20 protein-coding genes are annotated in these 22,723 nt (G+C 43.3%); 7 read left to right on the plus strand and 13 right to left on the minus strand.

Annotated features, from left to right (window positions below; all coding sequences use genetic code 11):
* Positions 1–36: 36 nt before the first annotated feature.
* Positions 37–468, minus strand: coding sequence for a hypothetical protein (locus ACFQ3S_RS06650; protein WP_377162558.1), 432 nt, complete (start codon positions 466–468; stop codon positions 37–39).
* 474 nt (positions 469–942) lie between these two features.
* A complete protein-coding gene (carA, locus tag ACFQ3S_RS06655; RefSeq protein WP_377162560.1) occupies positions 943–2,043 on the minus strand; it encodes a glutamine-hydrolyzing carbamoyl-phosphate synthase small subunit in 1,101 nt (366 codons plus the stop codon).
* Positions 2,044–2,294: 251 nt separating this feature from the next.
* Between carA and panB the strand changes: the two genes are divergently transcribed.
* On the plus strand, positions 2,295–3,110 hold the full coding sequence (gene panB / locus ACFQ3S_RS06660; RefSeq protein ID WP_377162562.1) for a 3-methyl-2-oxobutanoate hydroxymethyltransferase: 816 nt from the start codon (positions 2,295–2,297) through the stop codon (positions 3,108–3,110).
* A gap of 49 nt (positions 3,111–3,159) precedes the next feature.
* Here panB and ACFQ3S_RS06665 read toward each other — a convergent pair whose 3' ends face one another.
* Positions 3,160–3,885 carry an RluA family pseudouridine synthase gene (locus tag ACFQ3S_RS06665; protein WP_377162564.1) on the minus strand — a complete coding sequence of 242 codons (726 nt, stop codon included), beginning with the start codon at positions 3,883–3,885 and terminating at the stop codon, positions 3,160–3,162.
* A gap of 351 nt (positions 3,886–4,236) precedes the next feature.
* Between ACFQ3S_RS06665 and ACFQ3S_RS06670 the strand changes: the two genes are divergently transcribed.
* On the plus strand, positions 4,237–4,578 hold the full coding sequence (locus ACFQ3S_RS06670; protein WP_377162566.1) for a hypothetical protein: 342 nt from the start codon (positions 4,237–4,239) through the stop codon (positions 4,576–4,578).
* 219 nt (positions 4,579–4,797) lie between these two features.
* On the opposite strand, the gene ACFQ3S_RS06675 is transcribed toward ACFQ3S_RS06670, so the two are convergent.
* The 4 genes from ACFQ3S_RS06675 to ACFQ3S_RS06690 form a co-directional block, all read right to left on the minus strand.
* Complete coding sequence (locus ACFQ3S_RS06675) at positions 4,798–5,493, minus strand: response regulator transcription factor (protein ID WP_377162568.1); 696 nt, start codon at positions 5,491–5,493, stop codon at positions 4,798–4,800.
* Between the two features lie 87 nt (positions 5,494–5,580).
* Positions 5,581–6,708, minus strand: coding sequence for a redoxin domain-containing protein (locus ACFQ3S_RS06680; RefSeq protein WP_377162570.1), 1,128 nt, complete (start codon positions 6,706–6,708; stop codon positions 5,581–5,583).
* A complete protein-coding gene (gene gatB, locus ACFQ3S_RS06685) occupies positions 6,705–8,174 on the minus strand; it encodes an Asp-tRNA(Asn)/Glu-tRNA(Gln) amidotransferase subunit GatB (RefSeq protein ID WP_377162572.1) in 1,470 nt (489 codons plus the stop codon). Before gatB ends, ACFQ3S_RS06680 begins: the two co-directional genes overlap by 4 nt.
* A 285-nt stretch (positions 8,175–8,459) precedes the next feature.
* The gene (locus tag ACFQ3S_RS06690) at positions 8,460–10,175 is read right to left on the minus strand and encodes an alpha-amylase family glycosyl hydrolase (protein ID WP_377162574.1); all 1,716 of its coding nucleotides are present in this window, start codon (positions 10,173–10,175) and stop codon (positions 8,460–8,462) included.
* Positions 10,176–10,400: 225 nt separating this feature from the next.
* Between ACFQ3S_RS06690 and ACFQ3S_RS06695 the strand changes: the two genes are divergently transcribed.
* Both ACFQ3S_RS06695 and ACFQ3S_RS06700 read left to right on the plus strand, forming a co-directional pair.
* Positions 10,401–12,833 (plus strand): penicillin acylase family protein, encoded by a 2,433-nt coding sequence (locus tag ACFQ3S_RS06695; RefSeq protein ID WP_377162576.1) that lies wholly within the window; start codon positions 10,401–10,403, stop codon positions 12,831–12,833.
* A 116-nt stretch (positions 12,834–12,949) separates the two neighbouring features.
* Complete coding sequence (locus ACFQ3S_RS06700; protein WP_377162578.1) at positions 12,950–13,309, plus strand: hypothetical protein; 360 nt, start codon at positions 12,950–12,952, stop codon at positions 13,307–13,309.
* 34 nt (positions 13,310–13,343) lie between these two features.
* On the opposite strand, the gene ACFQ3S_RS06705 is transcribed toward ACFQ3S_RS06700, so the two are convergent.
* Positions 13,344–14,015 (minus strand): lipid-binding SYLF domain-containing protein, encoded by a 672-nt coding sequence (locus tag ACFQ3S_RS06705; RefSeq protein ID WP_377162580.1) that lies wholly within the window; start codon positions 14,013–14,015, stop codon positions 13,344–13,346.
* A gap of 157 nt (positions 14,016–14,172) precedes the next feature.
* Here ACFQ3S_RS06705 and ACFQ3S_RS06710 point away from each other — a divergent pair, with 157 nt between their 5' ends.
* Entirely contained in the window at positions 14,173–15,159 is a 987-nt protein-coding gene (locus ACFQ3S_RS06710) for a LuxE/PaaK family acyltransferase (protein ID WP_377162582.1), read from the plus strand.
* A 157-nt stretch (positions 15,160–15,316) separates the two neighbouring features.
* On the plus strand, positions 15,317–15,964 hold the full coding sequence (locus ACFQ3S_RS06715; protein ID WP_377162584.1) for a PH domain-containing protein: 648 nt from the start codon (positions 15,317–15,319) through the stop codon (positions 15,962–15,964).
* Between the two features lie 305 nt (positions 15,965–16,269).
* Here ACFQ3S_RS06715 and ACFQ3S_RS06720 read toward each other — a convergent pair whose 3' ends face one another.
* The 5 genes from ACFQ3S_RS06720 to tyrS form a co-directional block, all read right to left on the minus strand.
* Entirely contained in the window at positions 16,270–18,945 is a 2,676-nt protein-coding gene (locus tag ACFQ3S_RS06720) for a hypothetical protein (RefSeq protein ID WP_377162586.1), read from the minus strand.
* A complete protein-coding gene (locus tag ACFQ3S_RS06725) occupies positions 18,942–19,916 on the minus strand; it encodes a GLPGLI family protein (protein ID WP_377162588.1) in 975 nt (324 codons plus the stop codon). The genes ACFQ3S_RS06720 and ACFQ3S_RS06725 overlap by 4 nt, the downstream gene beginning before the upstream one ends.
* Before the next feature lie 160 nt (positions 19,917–20,076).
* Positions 20,077–20,529, minus strand: coding sequence for an RES family NAD+ phosphorylase (locus ACFQ3S_RS06730; protein ID WP_377162590.1), 453 nt, complete (start codon positions 20,527–20,529; stop codon positions 20,077–20,079).
* Positions 20,529–21,023 (minus strand): type II RES/Xre toxin-antitoxin system antitoxin, encoded by a 495-nt coding sequence (gene parS, locus ACFQ3S_RS06735; protein WP_377162592.1) that lies wholly within the window; start codon positions 21,021–21,023, stop codon positions 20,529–20,531. Before parS ends, ACFQ3S_RS06730 begins: the two co-directional genes overlap by 1 nt.
* 37 nt (positions 21,024–21,060) lie before the next feature.
* Complete coding sequence (tyrS, locus tag ACFQ3S_RS06740) at positions 21,061–22,344, minus strand: tyrosine--tRNA ligase (RefSeq protein ID WP_377162594.1); 1,284 nt, start codon at positions 22,342–22,344, stop codon at positions 21,061–21,063.
* A gap of 131 nt (positions 22,345–22,475) precedes the next feature.
* Here tyrS and ACFQ3S_RS06745 point away from each other — a divergent pair, with 131 nt between their 5' ends.
* Positions 22,476–22,679: a hypothetical protein gene (locus ACFQ3S_RS06745; protein WP_377162596.1), complete on the plus strand. Its 204-nt coding sequence runs from the start codon at positions 22,476–22,478 to the stop codon at positions 22,677–22,679.
* Positions 22,680–22,723: the final 44 nt, after the last annotated feature.

Below are 22,723 nucleotides of genomic sequence, written 5' to 3' on the forward strand. Positions count from 1 at the left end.
GTCTCTCTAAAAAGAAGAGATTTCGGAGAAGTATAATTACTTGGCTGGCTTAATTACCGTTAAGGTATCTACAATGGGCGTTGCTAAACCATCGGCGCCAAAAAACTTGAGGTAATAAGTGCCGCTCCTGGTAGGTTTAAATTTGAACACTTTAGAGCGTTTAATTTCTTTACCCGTACAATCTTCCAGTCTATTGGTAACGGTAAACAATTTAATGTTGGTAGTATCGCTTAGCGTATCAGTTTTAAAACTGCTGAACTTTTCGCAGTCACCGTTATAAGGCCATGCAATGTTGAAGGTTACCTCCTGGTTAACGTTAGCTGTAGTTGGTCCGTTAACACTGGCAATAGCTGCCTGCTTTACGCTAATAAAATTATCAGGATTAACTATATCCGCCATCTCCGACTTCGTACACGAAGCAGCAAATAACATCAAAAAAACAGCTAATACAGATAAAAGTTTATTCATTGCGGTTGAGGCATTATGGTTATAACAACACCAGTTTCAGATAATTATACGATTAAGTTTAAAATAGGTTATAGTATTATTGTAAATCTACTGGTTAGTTGTTAAAATAACAACAATTTTGGGTAAAACTTATAATTGTATTTATAAAGTTGCACAAGGCAACAAAAGCCGGTATTTTGGGTACCGGCTTTTGTTGTTTACATTTATAAAATCCTCCCTCCCGGGCAATGTGATTAAGTTAAGGTTTCATGCCCCTTAGGGGATACCTTTTTATAGGGATTTGATATAACTTAATTATTTGCGCCGCAGGTGCTACCCTACATAACCACTCATGGGTAACCTCTACGAGGTATAAACAGAACGCTTATCTGTGTTGTTATAAACAGGTAGCTCCTACGGAGCATTCTCAATCTTCCTCAAATTAATGACTTTAACATCACAAGGAAGAAATCCAGGGAAGATTAAGAGGGGCTACTACTTCATTGAGTCCACAAAATCATCAAATAAATAACGGCTATCATGCGGGCCGGGAGATGATTCGGGGTGATATTGTACCGAGAAAGCTTTTTTGTCTTTCACACGGATCCCTTCTATCGATTGGTCGTTTAGGTTAATGTGCGTAATTTCCACTTTTTCCGATGCACGAACCGCATCCTGTACCACACCAAAACCGTGGTTTTGTGAGGTAACCTCGCAATGATCTTTCACAATATTTTTTACCGGGTGGTTTAAACCGCGGTGACCGTTAAACATTTTTTTAGTGGGAATATCGTTAGCCAAAGCCAGCAACTGGTGACCTAAACAAATACCGAACATCGGTTTATTGGCAGCTAAAATATCTTTTACGGTATCAATGGCGTAAGGCATAGCCGATGGATCGCCGGGACCGTTGGAGATAAAGTAACCGTTTGGTTTAAAATCGGCTTCCATTTCCTCGAACGAGGTTTTGGCCGGGTAAACTTTGGCGTAAACATCGCGGTCGTGAAAGTTGCGCAAGATGTTTTTCTTCACACCCAAATCCAGCACCGCAACACGGTAGGTAGCATCTTCATTACCAAATGTGTAGGTTTCGGTTGTTGATACTTGTGATGACAGTTCCAGCCCATCCATCGATGGAACAGAAGCAAGCCTGGCCTTTAATTCTTCTACATCTAAGATCTCCGAAGAAATAATGGCATTCATAGCACCCTTATCGCGGATATGGCGCACCAACTGGCGGGTATCAATATCTGATATGCAGCTGATATTTTGCTCCTGAAAATAATCCTGTATTGATTCATCAGCCTGTTTGCGGCTGTAAGCAATATTATAATTCTTACATACTAAACCGGCAATTTGAATTTTGCCCGACTCGGTTTCTTCATTACTGATACCGTAGTTACCAATATGCGCATTGGTGGTTACCATTATTTGCCCAAAGTAAGATGGATCGGTAAAAATTTCCTGGTAGCCCGTCATACCGGTGTTAAAGCATATTTCGCCGGTGGTAGTACCTATTTTTCCGGCTGCTTTACCATGAAAAACGGTACCGTCTGCCAGTAACAAAATAGCTGGTAACTTGGTGTAATTGGTCATTTTACAAAAAAATTAAATGGATGGAAAATAAGCCGGTTGGCCTGGTGTGCAGCTCCGTGAAAGCAGTAAGTATGCAGCATGATTGGCGCTTCTGTATTCACGCTGCAAAAATAGGTTATTTTTATATAGAAGTCAAGAGTACAGAGTCAAGAATATAGACAACTATTTATTAGTTTTGCGTATTGTCTGTATCCGGATTCTTGACTTCATACTCTTGATTCTTGATTTTATACTCTTGATTCTCTTACACCATGTCTGTAAATAAAGAAATAAAACGCGTTACCACACATAACCTGCAGGCCATGAAAAGCAAGGGCGAAAAAATTGCCATGCTTACCGCATACGATTACACCATGGCCAAAATTGTGGATGATGCCGGTATAGATATTATCCTCGTGGGCGATTCGGCCTCTAACGTAATGGCCGGCCATGAAACTACGCTGCCCATCACGCTCGATCAGATGATCTACCATGCTTCGTCGGTTGTGCGGGCGGCTACCAGGGCTTTAGTGGTAGTTGATCTTCCTTTCGGCTCCTACCAGGGCAACTCCAAGGAGGCATTGAGTTCGGCCATTCGTATTATGAAAGAATCGGGCGCGCATGCAGTAAAGCTGGAAGGCGGCGTAGAGATTGCAGAATCTATAAGCCGGATATTAACCGCGGGCATCCCGGTAATGGGGCATCTGGGTTTAACGCCCCAATCTATTTATAAATTTGGAACTTATACCGTACGTGCCAAGGAAGAGGCTGAAGCTCAAAAACTACGTGAAGATGCTTTAAAGCTGGAAGAATTAGGTTGTTTTGGTGTGGTATTGGAAAAAATACCTGCCGAACTGGCCAAAAAAGTAAGTGCCAGTTTACATGTGCCAACCATTGGTATAGGCGCCGGTCAGCATTGCGATGGACAGGTGCTGGTGATACATGATATGCTGGGACTGAATAAAGGTTTTCGTCCACGTTTTTTACGCCAGTATGCCAACCTTTACGAGGTTATGAACGAGGCCATTCAACATTACGTAAGTGATGTTAAGGCCAACGATTTCCCGAACGAAACGGAGCAGTATTAAGCTGCATTATTAGTTGGTTTAGTATTATCCCTTTTAGGAGATTTGGGGTTTAACTGTCAAATTTGTCCAGCAGCTTCAATAGCGTTTCAAAATCTTTGGGATAAGGCGCGTGAATGGTAACTTCTTGAGTCTCGTTTACCTTAAAGGTAACTTCGTAAGCATGCAGGGCAAAGCGTTTCATAATAGGCAGTTCTTCCTGATCTTTGCCCAAGTGATATTTGCGTTTTAACTGCGAAAGTAAAACAGGCTTCCCTTTATACATTTCATCACCTGCAATAGAGGCCCTTTGCGTAGCCAGGTGAATACGGATCTGGTGCATACGGCCGGTTACCGGGCGGCACTCTACCAAGGTATAATGCTTATAATATTTTAACGATTGAAACCAGGTTTCGGCACGTTTACCTTCCTGACGGCTGATAGATACCGTATTTTTACCGGTGTTTAAAATAGGCAGGTCTACTTGCAGTTCGTCAAATACATGGGTTCCCTCAATAACGGCATGATACACCTTTTTAACTTTACGATGCTCAAACTGCATCGATACCAAACGGTAAGCTTCAGGATTTTTTGCAATGATCAAAGCACCGGAGGTTTCCTTATCCAACCGGTGACAAATTTGCGCGTCTTCCACGTAGTTTTTAGCCAGCCTTAACATACTAATCTCACTGCTGCCGTCGCCACGCTCATCGAGCGAACTAATAAAGGCGGGCTTATTAACCACCATTAGGTTATCGTCTTCGTATATAATAAGGTCGGTAAACTTCGGAATTTTCATATTTAACAAATAGGGTGCAAAAATACGCTTATTATGCTAAAAGCTACCTTATCAAATTATTTAAGAAGGGAAATCGCTTTTAAAATGGGGAGTGGGGTGCGGTTCACCTCTCAAAAAAGGTGGGGGTATCTTTCTTTTACAGGCTATGTTCAACGTATAATTGATCTACAACACAACCCGTTTACGTTCAATTCAGCCCTACCCTTCTCAACACGGGAATAAAACTTAAAACTATTTCCATGGTAATATAAGCTCATACTGCCGTTTATTCAAAGCAAAACAATTACAAACAAAAGTCGGTTAATAGAGTAACAAGCAATTTTTTAGTCTCTTCAACATTAATTTATAGTCATGAGTAAAGCTGCCAAACCATTAAAAACAAAGGAAGAAAACTTGTTTGATAAAGCAAAAGGTGTTATGGGCGATCTTTGGAATATAACCACAGATACAGCCGATGAAATAAAAGATAACGTTAAAGAAAATATTGAAGACATCAAAGAAAAGATGACCTCCAAAAAAGCTAAGCCAGTTAAAAAAGCATCAACAGCAAAAGCGAAGGTGAGCCATCAAAGTTCCCCGGCAAAAAAAGCGAGTTTAACAAAAACAGCACTAACAGCCACAAAAAGAGTGATTGCTAAAAAGGCGTCGGTTTCGGCTTCTAAGGCCAAAAAGAAATTGGCTGCGGGTAAGTAATTAATAGCATGCAAAATACGTTATGGCGAGTTATTGACCAATAGCTACAAAACAGGTAAACACGCTACTATACCCTACACGGATGCAATGATAACGAAGAATTTAATAATAAACTGTAGTAGCAGTAGATGAGAATAAGGCGCCGTGCTCAAGGAGTACAACGCCTTATAATACTTTGGCATATAAAGCCCTCCCTACAGGCGAGAGATTAAGAAGGTTTTAATTGGTGTATTCAAATTTATAACCTACCCCTTTAACGGTAGATACATACATTTCGCCCAATTTTTCGCGCAATTTACGAATGTGTACGTCAATAGTACGGTTAGTAACCACAACCGAATCTTCCCAAATATTTTTCAGGATCACCTCGCGGGTATATACCTTGCCTGGCTTAGAAGCCAGCAAGTACAATAATTCAAATTCCTTTTTAGCTAATACTACCTTAGCCCCGTTCTGGTAAACCAGGTAACTTTCCCGGTCAATTACCAAATCTCCAACTTCCAGTTTATTATCTGATACCTCATCGGTACCGGTATTGCGGCGAAGTATAGCATTTATACGGCTTACCAGGGCACGCGGCTTAATAGGCTTAGCTATATAATCATCGGCACCAACGTTAAAACCGGCAATTTCAGAGTATTCTTCGCTACGGGCGGTTAAAAATACCATAAAAGTATTTTTAAACTCGGGCATGGTACGCATAATACGACAAGCCTCTATACCATCCATTTTGGGCATCATTATGTCCAGAACAATCAAGTCGGGCAGTACCTTTTTAGCCTCGGCAACTGCTTCCTGTCCGTTATGCGCTAAATGTACCTGGTAGCCTTCTTTTTTCAGGTTATATTCTATTAACTCTAAAATATCAGGCTCGTCATCAACAATTAGTATTTTTTGTTTTGCAGTTGTGCTCATCAGGTCGAATTTTGGGATAAAGGTAACAGCAATACAAAAGCAAATGGTTAAACCATTGTTAATAAATTGTTAAGACTTAATATAGATTTAAAGTTTAGCGAAGGTTTTGTTTAAAAAGTCTTCCAGATCTTTGCCCGTAATATTTTTAGCAACTATATTTCCCTGAGGATCAATAATAAAATTAGATGGTATGGCTTCGATATGGTATAGCTTTTCGGTAGCACCTTCAAATTTTTTCAGGTTAGATGCATGTTGCCATGTTAATTTATCTGCATCAACGGCCTGCTGCCAGGCACTTTTATCATCATCTAAAGAGATGCCCAATATGTTCAGGCCTTTATCACTATACTGGTTGTATAGCTTAACCACATTAGGGTTTTCCTGGCGGCAAGGCGCACACCACGATGCCCAGAAATCGAGCATAACATATTTACCTTTATAATCGGTTAATTTAATTGGTTTACCATTTATACCGGTAATAGTAAACGCAGGCGCCTTGTGCCCTACCGATAGTGGTTTGGCCAGTTCCATTTGTTGTTTAAAGCGTTGTACGGTAACATTATCTTTAAACTCGTCTTTAATATCATCGGCGTAAGCCACTAATTGAGTTTCGTATTTAAAAGGCTCCAGGGTTTGCGCAGCATAAAAAGCGGCTAACGTTTTTTTATTTTTGTTAATAAACGTAAGTGTTTCCTTACTGCCGTCTTCAATATTTTTAATGAAACCCGGCTGGTAAATTTTCAGTAACGAATCCTGGTTTTTGGTGCTTTGCGATTTTAATTGAAACTCATTTACCAATTTGGCGTTCTTTTCGCCATAGGTGTTACTTATTTTTACAAACTCCTGCAACCTTTCCGATTCGTTCGATCCGCTGATCTTGTACTGGTGTGCAGCATCTTTAAGGTCGGTTTCAAAAGTAATATTTTCGCCGTTTTGGGCAATAAAATCAAAAATGGCACCGTTTACATCCTTGCCTATTTGTAATTTAAACAGGTTAACACTGGCAGCCTGATTTTTAAATGTAAACTTACCGTCCACAATTTCAACCGAATCTATCTTGCTTACCTGGTTGCTATCGGCCCGTAACAGGAAAACCTTGGATGCCTTTTCGGCGTTTTTAATAATTCCTTCCACCTTGAAGGCCGAATTATCTTTACAAGAATACATGCCCAGGGTTATTAGGGCTAAACTATAGATGATGAAATGATTTTTCATTTATATTGAAGTGCTTTAATTAATAACTGATTGGTTTTCTGCGGATCGATTTTACCTTTCGAGCGTTTCATGATCTCGCCCATAAACAAACCTAATACGCCTTTTTTTCCTTTTTGGTATTCAACTACCTTATCGGGGTATTTATTTAACGCTTCCTGTATAAAGCCGTCCAGTTCATTGCCGTCCTCGCTAATCAGCAAATTCAACTCGCCCGCTATCTGTTCGGCTGTTTTACCAGTATCTTTTAACAGTTCAGGAAATATTTTGTGTGCGGCAACCGTGTTGTTCACCTTTCCGGTATCAACTAACTGAATTAACCCGGCTAATTGCCTGGGCGATAACGGCAATTCATCCATAGTTTGATGGTGTTCGTTGAGGTACGATTTCACCGTGCCCATTAACCAATGCACCGCCGATTTATAATTACCAGTTTGCGCTATCAACTGCTCAAAATACATTACCAGTTCATGATCGGCCGTTATAACCGAGGCGTCATACGGTGAAAGTCCAAGCTGATGGATATACTTTTCATACAATTCTTCGGGCAGTGCGGGCATGCTCTGGCGTATGCTTTCCAGGTATTCATCACTCAATTGCAGCGGTTGCAAATCGGGTTCGGGGAAATAACGGTAATCATTAGCCATTTCCTTACTGCGCAATACCGATGTTTCGCCGGTATCGGCATTAAAGTTCAGGGTGTTCTGATCGATGTGGCCGCCGGCTTCTATAATTGCCACCTGGCGTAAAAACTCATGCTCAATAGCCCGCTGCACATTACGGATGGAGTTTAGATTTTTTACTTCGCAGCGGTTACCTAAAGTGGTAGCCCCTTTTAAACGGATAGAAATATTGGCATCGCAGCGCATACTGCCTTCTTCCATATTGCCATCGCAAATACCTAAATAACGCACCAGCTTGCGCATTTCGGTGAGGTATAAACCGGCTTCTTCGGCGCTGTGCATATCGGGTTCGGATACAATTTCCAGCAGCGGTACACCGGCGCGGTTCAAATCAATGAGCGAATACGTATCGCTTTGGTCGTGCATGCTTTTGCCGGCATCTTCTTCCATGTGAATATGATGGATAGCGAGCGTTTTGATATTGCCATCAGCCAGCTTAACGGTTATATAACCACCCTTTGTAATGGGCAGTTGATCCTGGCTAATTTGGTATCCTTTTGGCAAATCGGCGTAAAAATAATTCTTACGGGCAAAATTATTATACTGATTAATAAGGCCGTGCGTTGCAAAACCTAATTTTACGGCGTACTCTACCACTTTTTTATTTAAAAAAGGCAAGGTACCAGGATGCCCTAAAGATACCATACTGATATGCTCATTAGGCCCCGCGCCAAACTGCGCCGAGTCGGGCGCGAAGATCTTGCTTTGCGTTGATAACTGCGCATGCACCTCCAGGCCTACTACCAGCTCATATTTCCCGCTTGCTTCGGTGTTATTATTAATCATTATCCAAACAGGATAGCTATACCTACCCTAACAGGGCAAATATATATTTATTCATTTGTTATTGGCTAAAAACCGCATAAAGTTTGGTTTTTATGCCCTATATGTTCATATAATATGGTTATGCACCTAAAGCGATTTATTGTTTTAACTTATAGTAAAAAAATGGTATTGACTATATCCGCGCTGGCTTAGCTCAAAGTGGGCATATTTACATTATTAAGTAATTACAAAATCCAAAACATCTTCACATTCGCATATTCGCACATCTTCAATCTGCACATCTGCTTAAAATTCCAGCAGCACCCCGCCCATTAAAGGAAGCGTGACAGGCAACCCTTTTTTAATGTTGGGCGTTATAAATACAGTTCCGCTCAGCAGATCTACAAAACTGACTTCGCCGCTTAAATTAAACGCTGCAAGCAAATCATCAGGCAATTTCAACAACAGCGGCTGGTTTTGCCTGTTGAAGTTTACGGCAACCAATACACGCTGCTCACCGGTATAACGCAGGTAAATATACAAGCGTTGGTTAAAACCCTGACTATGCTCATTAGCCATCATCAGCTCATAAAATTTCCCTTCGGCAATGGCGACATTTTTGCGCGATACATTGAGTAAACGGCTATAAAAAAAGCGTAACACCTGCTGGCTCTCGCTTAGCCCACCACCATCATAAGCACCGCCGTTCAGCCATTTCTGATGCTCGGGCACACCGTAATAATCAAATATGGTAGTACGGCCATCGGCACCGCTAAATCCTTCGGCTGCAACGGCAGGCTCCCCTACCTCTTGCCCAAAGTAGATCATCACCGGTCCGCTTGCCAGGGTTGTCGTTATAATCATACCCGGTACGGCCAGCCAGGCATCGCCCGCGAAGTATTCCGATGCTATGCGCTGCTCATCGTGGTTTTCCATAAAGCGCAGCATGCGCTCGTCAAAGCCCCGGCAATCGTGGTTCCAAACGCGGTTTATTTCCCAGGTACTGGCACCGGGCTCGTTGCGGGTAAGGCGTTTAATGGCGTCATACAAGCCTACCTTATCGTACAAATAATCGAAATGGCCTTTAAATAAATAATTGCTATACTCTCCGGTTTGATAAGCTTCGCCAATGAAAATAAGATCAGGATAGTGTTGTTTCATTCGGGGTATGAGCCACGCCCAAAACTCCTGGGGTACGTATTCCACCATATCGCACCGAAAACCATCCACTCCCTTTTTAGCCCAGTAGCACAGTATATCCAGCATTTTTTGCCAAACCGGGGGTATGGGGTCAAAGTGCATCTCATAACCATGACTATAATCTGCCCCGTAATTCAACTTAATGGTCTCAAACCAGTTGTTAATGCTTGGACTTGCGGTAAAAACATCATCGCCCGTGCCTTTAGCCGGACTTTCTACGTAAGACGCATTTTTCAATTCTCCAACAAAGTTTTCCCCACCAGGTACATATCCCTGCGGCACCACAAAATCCTGACCGGGGATATAATAAAAATCATTTTTAGGGCTGAAAGCTTGCGTCACGTCATCATCTTCACCAAAATCGTGCACACCATTGGGCTTAACATCCGAATTATAGGTACGCGCAACATGGTTAGGCACAAAGTCGATGATCACTTTCAGCCCTTCTTGCTGCGTGCGCAACACCAACGCTTCAAACTCGGCCATTCGGTTAGGCACATCAACGGCCAGGTCTGGGTCTACATCGTAATAGTCCTTAATGGCATAGGGCGAACCGGCACGGCCTTTCACTACGGCTGGGGCATCGGGCTTAATGCCGTATGCGGAGTAATTGGTCATGGTGGCGTGTTCAATTATGCCGGTGTACCAAATGTGGGTAAAGCCCACGGCCTTAATTTCGGTAATGGCTTTTTCGGTAATATCGTTAAACTTACCGCTGCCGTTCTCCTCCATAGCGCCGTAAAATTTATTGGTGGTGTTGGCATTGCCAAACAAGCGCGGCAATAGCTGGTATATAACGAGTTTATGGTTTGATGCTGACATAGTGTTCTACCGGCAATAATAACCGTTTTTTAGCTAAACCCCAGCTTTAAGTTTCAGTTTTGGTAATGCATTAATACACGCTAATAACCAGTTCTACAACCAATGCCAAAACAACGTAACTTGCGCTAAATGCCTTTAGTAAAAACAAATACTATAAATTGGTTCTTGTACAACGCTGGGCTATCAGCATTAATGCATAATACCGTTACATTCGTTCACCCCTACATGAAAATTTTTAAAGCGCTGCTCTCTATAACCCTTACCTTAGTGCTATTATGGGCTTTACAAACACAATTTGGCCCCATACCTCCTATTGGTAAGTTTTTAAACCCGGGTACCGGATTTTGGCAAAATGCCGAAAGCAAGAATTTGAAAGCTCAGGAAGAATTAAAGCTGGATGGCTTACGCGAACAGGTGATCATAAAATACGACGACAACCACATCCCACACATTTTCGCCAAAAATGAGCATGATTTGTATTATGCGCAGGGCTATGTTACGGCTACCGACCGGCTTTGGCAAATGGATATTCAAACCCGAAGCGCCGCCGGGAGGTTGGCCGAGGTAATTGGTCCGCAGGTGCTGGAAGTTGACCGGTATCACCGCCGTATGGGTATGGTTTATGGTGCCGAAAACACCTTACGCGGCATGATGAAAGACCCGCAGATCCGTATAGCGGTACAAGCTTATACCGATGGCATTAACCAATACATTAAAAACTTAGACGTACGCAGTTACCCAATCGAATACAAACTCCTGAATTACAAACCTGAGCTTTGGAAGCCTTTAAACTGTGCCCTGCTGCTCAAATTAATGTCGGAAACGCTTGCCGGAGGATCGGACGATATGGAAATGACCGCAACGCTCAACAAGTTTGGCGCTGCCGTTACCAACGAACTTTTTCCCGATCAGCCTTTTCAGAAAGAACCTATTATACCGGCCGGTACTACATGGAATTTTAAGCCATTACCGGTGCCCAAGCCATCGCCAAGTTTTAAAGCCCAGATGATGGGCAGTAATAAACCTACCTCTAAATTAGAGGGCATAGGCAGTAACAACTGGGCTGTATCGGGCAATAAAACGGCTTCTGGCTATCCTATTTTAGCTAACGACCCACACCTGCATTTAACGTTCCCTTCTATTTGGTACCAGGTACAGCTTACCGCGCCGGGTGTAAATGTTTATGGTGTATCGTTACCCGGTTCGCCCAATGTAATTATTGGTTATAACGAAAAAATAAGCTGGGGCGTTACCAATGTAGATGCCGATGTGCTGGACTGGTACCATATTAAATTTAAAGATGCCAATAAAAACGAGTACTGGCATAACAACCGCTGGAATAAAACCACCCGCCGTACCGAGGTTATTAAAGTGAAAGGGCAGCCCGATGTTACCGAGCAGGTGATATACACACACATTGGTCCGGTAGTTTATGAAGACAGCACCAAAAAAGTAAGAAACTACCCCGCAAATGTACCCACTGGTACGGCCCTGCGCTGGATAGCCCACGATGAATCGGACGATTTGAAAACCTTTTACCTGCTTAACCGAAGCAAAAATTACAATGATTACCGCAAGGCTTTAACCTACTATACCGCACCGGCGCAAAACTTCATTTTCGCCAGCTCCCAAAACGATATTGCCATTACGCCTAATGGTAAGATTCCGCTTAAATACAAAGAGCAGGGCAAATTTATTTTAGACGGTACCGATCCGGCTAACGATTGGCAAGGCTGGATACCTGCCGACCAAAACCCAACGGTTAAAAACCCCGCACGAGGCTACGTAAGTTCGGCCAACCAGGAAAGCACCGATAATACTTATCCTTATTACATTAACTGGCAATTTGGCCCCTACCAGCGTGGCACACGGATCAACAACCGATTGGCAGCTATGAACAAAATTACTGTAGACAGCATGCGCCTGTTGCAAACCGATAATTATAGCATCAGCGCCCGAGATATTCTACCAACGCTGATAAAGTATATTGATCCGACTAAATTAGACGACAATCAACTGCTTGCGCTTAAGCTATTAAAACAATGGGACCTGCGGTACGATGCTAATTCGGAAGGAGCTACCCTCTTTAATGATTGGTGGTTGAAAATTTATGACATGATATGGAAGGATGACTTTGGTAATCCCAACGGCTTACGCTGGCCAACGCGCGATAAAACTGTTCAGCTTATTTTACAGCAGCCTAACTCTAAATGGTTCGATATTAAAAGGACGCCATCTGTAGAAACCTGCGCCGATATTGTAAACAGTACCTTCACAGTAGCTGTAGATGAACTGACCGGCAAATACGGCAAACCGGGCAAGGCCTGGGAATGGGGAACTACACGGCCTACCGAAATTGAGCATCTGGCCAGCATTGCAGGTTTCGGGTCGGGAAAATTTGTTTCGGGTGGATCAGGCGGGGTTATCAATGCTATATCGGGCGGTAACGGACCATCGTGGCGCATGGTGGTTGAAATGGGTCCGCAGGTAAAAGGTTACGGCCTTTACCCCGGCGGACAATCGGGCAACCCGGGCAGTTTTTACTACACCAATATGCTGCAAACCTGGAAAGACGGTAAATTGAACGAACTGCTATTTTTAAAATCTGCAGGTGAAAGTTCGGGCCGGATTAAGAGCAGTTTAACCTTAAATAAATAACGTATGAACCGGAATTTTCATGAATTAAAGAATTTGCAGAATTACCTTATACGATATGAGTTAATCATTAACCAAATTCGACATTGAACATTCGAATTTCGAAATTAAAAAACATCATGCTTTTCTTAATCATCTTTATTGCCACCTTAGCTACCAGTTACGTACTACCCTGGTGGGCTATGGCCGTTATAGCTTTTGGTGCATCTTTATATGCCGGAACCCGGACTACAGCCACATTCTGGTCGGGTTTTGCAGCCGTGTTCTTAGTTTATACTATTATAGCCTTATTGAAGAGTGCACCAAACGACCACTTGTTAGCTAATAGGGTAGCTGTGTTATTTCATTTACCCAACTGGATATTTCTGCTGGCGGTTACCGCAACCATAGGCGGATTAGTCGGCGGAGCTTCTGCTTTATCGGGCCTATACGTGAGGAGAGTGTTTATTAATGATGATGCACAAAAAAAGGCATCCTAAAACTAAGATGCCTTTCAATAAATTTCGATTACAATTACAAACCCTTCAAAGCAGTTTTTAAAGCCAAAACGGGTGTTGATGTACTTTTTCCGGTTTCAAATATTTGTTGGGAGGTAGTACCCGCTCCGTAGAAGGTGGCGTTAGCCGATTTATCGATAGACAAGTTAGAGCCATTGATACTAATACCAGCGAACAAGCCACGGCTTCGGGAGTAGGAATATACTTCGGCTTCCAGCGTATGGTCGGTGCTGGCTGTTGAGCTGCGGCCAACCGGACCGGCAGCAGCAGATATATCACCGCCAATGGTAAAGTCGCCGTTTTTAACTTTGGTTAACACGCCTTTGTGTTTAAATACCAACACCAGGTCAACCGATTGTACCCCGATCTGAAAACCGAAACTACCGCCCGTAAGTGTAATAAATACGGGGTTGCTCCAGCTGCCATCGGCCAGTTTGACGGTGGCTAAACCTTTACCGCGTTTACCGCCCACCCCAAAGCTGGCGTTAATCATTTTAGGGATCACCACAATACCTTCGCTCTCTTTCAACAGATCCTGCGGAATGCTCTCATCCGAGTTGGCAAAAGTGGTTAATACCTTAGTAGAATTCTGGATCCGTTCGGTTTCTTTGCCTGCTTTTTGAAACGAGGCCAATACCAGCACCGCACTCAATAATACAGGTACCGATAACATTTTTAATATTTTCATAGTAGTAGTTTTTGTTTTGAACAGTGTTGATTGCCGTTGCTAATTAAACCACAACCGGGCTTCAAAGTTTAACTGGAATGCGGTTATGATTGTTGAATGACTGTAATCAATACTGGTTATATAACGCTTAAAACCTAAGCCTTGTTATATTTGCCCCATGCAAAAGCCGCAACAGCAGCAAGTATTCTCTATTGAAACCGAACAGCAGTTTACCGATATGGCCTTGCAGGCATTCCGCTACCAGGCGCAGCATTGTGCGGTTTATCAGCAGTTTATCAGTGGTTTAAATATAGATGCGGCGAGCATAACCCAACTTACAGACATTCCTTTTTTACCTATCGAGTTTTTCAAGAACCACCAAGTTTTAAGCAGTTTAGATGCACCGGAAGTTACCTTTACCAGTTCGGGCACTACCGGGATGATCCCCAGTAGCCATTTGGTTACCGAGGTAAGCTGGTACCAGCAAAGTTTTCGCCGTGCATTTGACATATTTTATGGTGATATTAAACATTATTGCGTTTTAGCGCTGCTACCTGCTTACCTGGAACGCGCGGGATCGTCGTTAGTGTACATGGCCAACGACCTGATCAAGCAATCGGCCCACCTCCATAGCGGCTTCTACCTGTACAACCATGAGGAATTTCATCAGCAATTAATTAAACAGCAACAGGCCGGCACACCTACCCTGTTGATTGGCGTTACCTTTGCCCTGCTCAATTTTGTGGAGCAGCACGCCATCAACTTCCCTCAACTTATAGTGATGGAAACCGGCGGCATGAAAGGTCGCCGTAAAGAAATGATCCGCGAAGAACTGCACGATATTTTATGCAAGGGATTTGGCGTTAATGCTATCCATTCCGAGTATGGCATGACGGAACTACTTTCGCAGGCTTACTCTAACGGACAAGGCATTTTTAACTGCCCGCCTTGGATGCGCATCCAAACCCGCGATACCAACGACCCTATCAGCCCTGTTGGTTACGGCAAAATGGGTGGTGTAAATATTATAGATCTGGCCAATATCAACTCCTGCTCCTTTTTAGCTACGCAGGATCTGGGAAAGGTTTATGCAGACAACAGCTTTGAAATTTTAGGGCGGTTTGATGCTTCGGATATCAGGGGGTGTAATTTGCTGATAGCGTAGAGCCCCTCCCAAACCCTCCCCGGGAGGAGCCCCCTCTAAATCTCCCCCGGGAGGGGAGACTTTAAAAAAAGATAGGATTTAAAGCCCTCCCTTTTGGGGAGGGTTTGGGAGGGGTGTTATTTATTATTACTTTTACAACAAGATATTCAATCTGTATATGATCGAAAAATTTTTAAACGACCAGCAAGACCCTAAAGCGGTTGAAAAGGTGTACTCACGCTTAATTGAGTTATTACCCCCTGGCGAAGACACTTTATATATTGCCGTGCAAAAAAAGCCGGTGGTAAACTTACTTCCCGATTGTATAGTAGTGACCAACCGTCGTGTGCTTTTCTTTAGTGCTACCAACCTTGGGTTTTCTATCACCTTTGTTGATTTTATTTGGAAAGACATTGCCGATGTGAACATGAAGGAAGAGATCATTGGGGCAGTATTCACCATTAAAACCACCAAAGGTGCCGAAATGAGTGTAGATTACCTGCCTAAAATTCAGGCGCGTAAGCTTTACCAGTTTTCGCAGGAATGCCGCGAAAACGAGCGCAAGCGTGAGGAATTGCAAAAGATCCAGCAAACGCTTCCACCACCGCCTGCTCCCGTTGAAAAACCCGTAGAGCAATTGTTTGCACCAAGGCCCGCCCCGGTTGAAGCCCCTGCCCCGCCACCACCAGCCCCCGAGCCGGTAGTAGAACAAAAACCCGATGAACTGACCGAAAAGCTTAAAAAACTAAAAATGCTTTTTGATAACGGCCTGATATCGCAGGAAGAATATAACCAAAAGAAACTCGAACTACTAAGTGAACTGTAGTCGGTATGCGTAACATAAAAAATCCTCCGTCATGTGAATGAGGGAGGATTTTTGCGTTTAAGGCGAGGAGGAAGCGCTTGATTAACTATTCTATTAACTGACTTAAAAAACTAATTTTTCACTTCACTCCTCGCCTCAAACTTGTTATTTCATATTTAACTGCCAAACTTCTCCGTCATGCCGATGAATATCGGCACCCCACTTGCTAAGTAGCCAGCCTCCTAATTGGTTACGCGTTCACCTCTCTAATGGGATGCCGATATTCATTGGCATGACGAGATATTGCATGAGCATAGAATTCTCTCTTAAAAATTAAACGCCACCTTCATCGTCATCATTCTGCCGGGCAGGGTATAAACACTGTTAGTAAAATTATTAGCTGTTAGCAAAGGTGAACTGTAGGTTTTGGTATCGAACAAATTGAGCACGTTCAGCTCAATGTCCGTTTTCATTTTATTAAACTTATAACGGGCCGAAAAATCGGCGAAGGAATAATTCAAATCGTCCCGAAGACTTTGATTGGTGTAGTAATGATCGCCCGAAAGTTTCAGGAACAAATTATTGAGCGGATTATAATTGATAGCGCCCTGGTGCTGCAACTGGGTAACTACCGCGCTGCCCGATCCCGCTATCGGCGTTCTACTGGTAGTACGGGCGGCATTCAGTCGGTAGCTAATGTTTAAATTATCGGTGATCTTGGTTTCTATACTGCCGTTTAGCCCTGTGGTTATGGTATTATAAGGCAAAAGATCGCCGTTAATGAACTGGTTGAGTTTGCTATTTTGCCAGGTAACGCCCATGCCAAAGGTGGTGTGCAAACTATATACGTATTTGCTTGTGCTGCCTGCTAAATTCAGCATATTCAAGTTGTTGGCATACGGCAATACAATTTGCCGCTGAAAATTATCAGTTAAAACCGATGAGGTAATATTGTTCAGATCTACGTGACTATAGCTGGCGTTCACACCCCAAAAAAACATTTTAATAGCTTTACGATAGTTGTAACCCAACGAGGCCGTTTGGGTTTTGCGTTCGCTCAGGTTGGCATTGTTGGCGTTCAGCGTGCGGTAATTGGTCAAAATATCACCCTGGTATGCCTGGTTTATATCGCCAATGTCATTCTTGAAATTATACCCCATAGTGATATATTGCTCTGCTGTGGTATTGTACCGGGCCTGTATAGATGGATCGAAGTATAAACGGGTAAGCGATTTATCCAGCGCGTATAACGGGTCCGAAAAGCTGATTTGCTGTAAATTTACAGGCAACCTCATATTCAGCTTAAATTGATCGCCGGGCATATCAAACGCCGCTTCAGTATATATCTTGGATTTATACCAGTCGAGGTTATTGGCCGATGTACCCGTGGCAGCCACCACGCTACCATCACTTTGCACTACTGTTAAAGCCGAAACCAAATTTTGCGATTGCAGGCTGAATCCTGCCCTGTACGATTGGGTGATCTTGCTACCCGCATGCTTATATGACAAGTAATTATTAGTAAACCAGGTGGGAATATTAGCTGTTTGCACCAACTGCGCGTAAGGCTGGTTCTGGTTAAATACATCCTGGTTAATTCCCGGTAACAAGCCACGATTTTCGGGATTATTAATGCGGTTAACGTACGAGTAAGCTTCATACACATTGCCCGCTTTGCCTGTTTTCATGATGTTAAACTCGTTAGAAAAATCGAGCCTGGTGTTCTTCAGCACCTGGTTTGAACCTATGCCGTTGGTATTTAAACCCGAGTAAGATGCATTGTGCTCATAATCGGTAAGGAGGGTATTATTGAGGTAATAGTTCAATTTGTTGATGTTAAGCGTAGCCTGGGCATGTAACAGATCGGGTCGGCGGCGGTTGTCCTGCAGTTCGGTATAGCGTATGGTGTCGCCCGGTAAATAAGTTTCGCGCAGCTTTACATAGTTTTGCAATTGCCTATCGTGCAGGTACGATAAGTTACCTTTTACCTGTACATCTTTTTGAAGGTTGACCAGGTTGTTCAAATTTACTAACCCCGACTGGTTAAACATATACCTGTTGGTTGGCAAGTTGGGATTACCCGCCGCACCCAGCGAAAGCAAATCAGCCGGTTTATTATTGTCGAGCCTGCTCAGGTAACTGCTCAAGTTGTGCGATAGCAGATCGTTTTGCACATCAACACCCGTATTGTTACCCTTTATGTAATTGATAGCTTTGTATTTATCTTTAAACATCATGGCGTTAATGTTGCCGTCGTATTTACCGGGTAAACCGCCGCCTACGTTGCCCTGCCCTACCAGCTGCATTTTAGCGTTATCTTTCAGGGTAATGTTGAGGGCTACGTCGTCGCTTACCACCTTATCGCGCAGCATTTTAATAGGCTGATGGTTTTCCATTACCTGTACCTTATCTACCGCGCTGCTGGGTATGGTGCTGGTGGCAATGTTATATTTATCATCCAGCAGGTTATCACCGCCAATGTAAAAGTTGGATATGGCTTTACCGTTGTACTTTATCTTACCATTGGCATCCATTTCTACGCCTGGTAACTTCCTGATTACGTCGCCTATAACCCTATCCTGCGGACTCACAAAGTCGGACACGCTATAGTTCAGTGTATCCCCTTTTACACTCAGGCGCGGGGTTTTATTTTTAACCGTAACGGCCTGTAACTGGTTGGTAGCCGAACCCAAAACAAAGTTATACACGCCCAATAGATCGGTTACTGCTTTACTTTGCTTTTTAAACCCAACCGAGCTTATTTCTATGCTCAATGCTTTTTTATCGGCATCGGCAGGTATGGTAATGCTGTAGTTACCCTTATTATCGCTTGCGGTAAAGGCTACAATAAGCTTGCCGGTGGTTATTAATTTGGCGTTGGCGTAAGGCACCGCCTTACCCGCGCTATCGGTAATTGTACCTTTTAATGTTTGCGCAATTCCTTCTTTCGACGTAAACAAGGCACATATACCAATTACAATGGCTATGGCTACCTGCTTCATTTCTTTTCGGGCAGTTCAATAGGATTATTGATAACGGTTTGCGCTGTAGGGCTTACCTGGCGCATAGTTACAGTTGGCGAGCCCGCACCACCGGCACCACCTCCACCGGAAAACCGCACCGAACCGCCCATTTGTGCCTGCATGGCTGCCATTTGCGATTGCGCAAAAGCCTGCGGATCTTTTTCGGCAATCTTTTTAAGTTCAGCCAGTTCTTTAGCCGTGGTTTTAATACCATTCTTTGGCAGCGCTATCAGGTTAGGGTCCTGGCTACCATTATCCGAACTTGACGACATCACGATAGTTCGCCCTCCCATACCCGTAGGTGCATTATTAGCCGGAGCAGGTACCTGATTTGGGTCTACTTTTTCTAAACCATCGAAGGCAAATACAACTTCCTTTTTACTGTCATAAGCTTCTACAATTAGCCCCGGTAAACCGTTTAATTTCCACGGACCGGCACGGTATGGCAAATCGGCACAAAACCAGGCCGTGTAATCGCGTCCTTTAAAACGGGTGGTGGCCTTTTGGCATTGCAAGCCTTTAAAAGTAGCCGTATCAGCACTTATTTTCCAGTTCAGCACCGGCATAGCCTCTTCAACAATATAATTATTGAACATACGCTCCTTGCTAAAAAACTTCTTCTCGTTAGGGAATTGAAAATATTCTACGTTAGGGCCTAATGGCGCTCCTGCCGGTGGCATGTTAATATTACCTGTACCCGAACTAAGCTGGGCCATTAAATTTTTGCGCATTTGATCATCGCGCTGCTTGCGGTCGTAGCTTTTGTACCAACTGGCATTACGGCCAATCAACAACATCATGTTTTCGTTCAGGGGCTTGTCCTTATTTAGCGTATCGCGCACATGAGTAAATTTATAGTGTACTATAGCTTGTGCGGTATCAGCCTGTTGGGCTTTGGCAAACGCTGTAATCAACAGCAACAAAATTGTGAAATAAGGTTTAGGTGTCATATTAAATTTGGTAACTGTTAACTAAGGTTACGGCATTGCGCTGTAACAACTATCTGAAAACAAATATAACTAATTATTTAGTTTTACAACTAAAAACTTAGTCAGTTAACATTTTTTAACATTTGTGATGAAATAACGGAGAGTACAAAAGTGACAGTTATTAGGAGATCAGGCGCTCGTCAAAGCTAAATACCTGCTTATCCATCATTTTAACTTTACTTATTAAATGGTGAGCAGGGTTAAGCAGGTAATTAAACTCTTCTTTCACCACAGCCGATGGTACTTTAAGCAACAAGTGAGCGCTTTGCTGCAAAAAAGCATCGCCCATAGTTTTCAATATAGATGGTTCGGGGTATTCCTGCCAATTAGAAGGCAAAGTGTTAATATCCAGTTCCTCCACATCTTCGGGAACCTGGAACACAGCCTGGCAAAAATCGTTGGGGATTAAAGCGGGAGGCAAGTGTACCAACACTTCGAGCACAGCCAGCGCACGGCTCGAAGCCAGGTAAACCATGGGCTTACCAATGTTGTTCCAACGGCCGCCATACAGGCGGGAGCCCGTACCGCTCAAGTCGTTAATATAAATACACTTCGAAATGCGGTATAACAGCATCAGACAAAAACACCATGCTCAATGCGGCCTAACTCCCGTAAAACCAAATCGAAGCCTATGGAGGTATCTAATAAGGATACCGGGGTATCGCCCTTAAAAACATGGCCGGGCGTTTTCATCCATATTTTAAATTTATCCATAGAACCAAAAACTTCCTGACCGCGGGTGTATAGGCGGGCCAGTTCTACGGCCTTTTCGGCATACTCGGTTTTAAGCACGGCATCGTCTTCGTAGCGTTGCAGGGTGCGCTCGCTCATGTGCATAATACCGGCTAACTCTTGCAGGGTTAACGATATTTTTAGAGCCAGCGCGGTAAGCACCTTTTTAGGCAGCCCCTGGCGAGCCAGTTTAATGACATCAAATTCGGAAGATGCCTTGACCGGATTGATACCAGTAAGCAAATGATAAAATGAGGTTACACTATCAGTGGTTATATAAGCAGCCATTGGTTCATGAACCTCATTTTGAACGATATGTTTTTTACTTTGCGACATTTATCCAAAAATATAGCATTAATGTCGTAAATGCAAATTATTCGGCAATAATCAGGAAATAATTCTTCTTTCCTTTTTGTACTACTAAAAACTTATTATTAATCAGGTTCTCCGCATTGTAAACGTCATCCACCGAGGCGATCTTGGTTTTATTGATAGCAGATCCCCCACCCTGTATCATTTTTTTAGCTTCGCCTTTAGATGCGAACACCGCGGTTTGTGTAGCAAGCAGATCCAACACATTAACACCGGCCTGTAAATCAGCGAGGCTTACTTTGTAATTAGGTACGCCTTCAAATATGCCCAGCACTTCGTCATCGGTCAGTTCACTTAAAAATTCGATGCCGGTGTTACCGAACAAGAAATCGGACGATTGGATAGCTTTATTATAAGCCGCCTCACCGTGTACCCGTATGGTAATATCTTTAGCCAGCGTTTTTTGCAAGCTGCGCTGATGCGGTGCGGCATCATGCTCAGCTTCCATCACTTCAATGGCTTCTTTATCAAACAAAGTAAAAATGCGGATGAACTTCTTAACATCCTCATCGGTAGCATTCAGCCAAAACTGGTAAAATTTGTAGGGTGAAGTTTTCTGCGGATCGAGCCAGATGTTGCCACCTTCCGATTTACCGAACTTGGAACCATCGGCCTTTTTAATAAGCTGCGTGGTTAATGCATAAGCCTCTCCCGCATCTTTACGGCGAATGAGCTCAGTACCGGTAACAATGTTACCCCATTGGTCGCTGCCTCCCATTTGTATTACGCAGTTCTTGTTTTTCCACAAGTAGTAAAAATCGTACCCCTGTATCAGCTGGTAGCTGAATTCGGTGAACGACATGCCGCTATCGCCGCTTAAACGGCTTTTAACCGAATCTTTGGCCATCATATAATTTACGGTGAGGTGCTTGCCCACGTCGCGTATAAAGTGCAGGAACGAGAACTCCTTAAACCAGTCGTAATTGTTAACGATTTCGGCACTGTTTGCACCGCTGTTAAAGTCCAGGAACTTTTCCAGCTGACCTTGAATACCTTTCAGGTTCAATGCCAAGGCTTCTTCGGAAAGCAAACTACGCTCAGCCGATTTGCCCGACGGATCGCCCACCATACCGGTAGCGCCACCCACTAACGCGTATGGCTTGTGACCGGCGCGCTGAAAATGGATCAGGGTCATGATAGTAGCCAGGCTGCCTACGTGCAGCGAATCGGCCGTTGGGTCGAAACCAATATAACCCGATGCCATGCCTTTATTCAGCAACTCTTCGGTTCCGGGCATAATATCGTGCAACATGCCTCGCCAGCGTAATTCTTCAACAAAACTCATTATAGTACATTATTTTAAGGTTGGCAAAGATAGCAGATTACCGCAAAAGTCACCCTGCTATATAAAGCTGAATGCCTATCCTGCTAAAACTATCTTCCCTAAATGAAGTTATAAGGGTAAATATTAAAAATATGAATAGTTTTTTCAAAGCTTTAATTGCAGGATGGGGCGCTAAGAAATTAGGTGGTGGTTGCCTGTCTACCATTGTAATTTTTGTGGTAATTTACACCCTGTTAGGAAAATGCGGTAATGATACCCGCGCCAACATTAAAGTTGTGAAACCAACATCGGTAAAAGTACAGCCGGTAAAAAGTATTCATGCACTTGTAAAGTAGTTTAACGTAGGCGACAAAAATTTCTTTATCTGCAATTTAACCTG

Source organism: Mucilaginibacter terrae (genome assembly GCF_042679325.1).
Taxonomy (GTDB): Bacteria; Bacteroidota; Bacteroidia; order Sphingobacteriales; family Sphingobacteriaceae; genus Mucilaginibacter; species Mucilaginibacter terrae.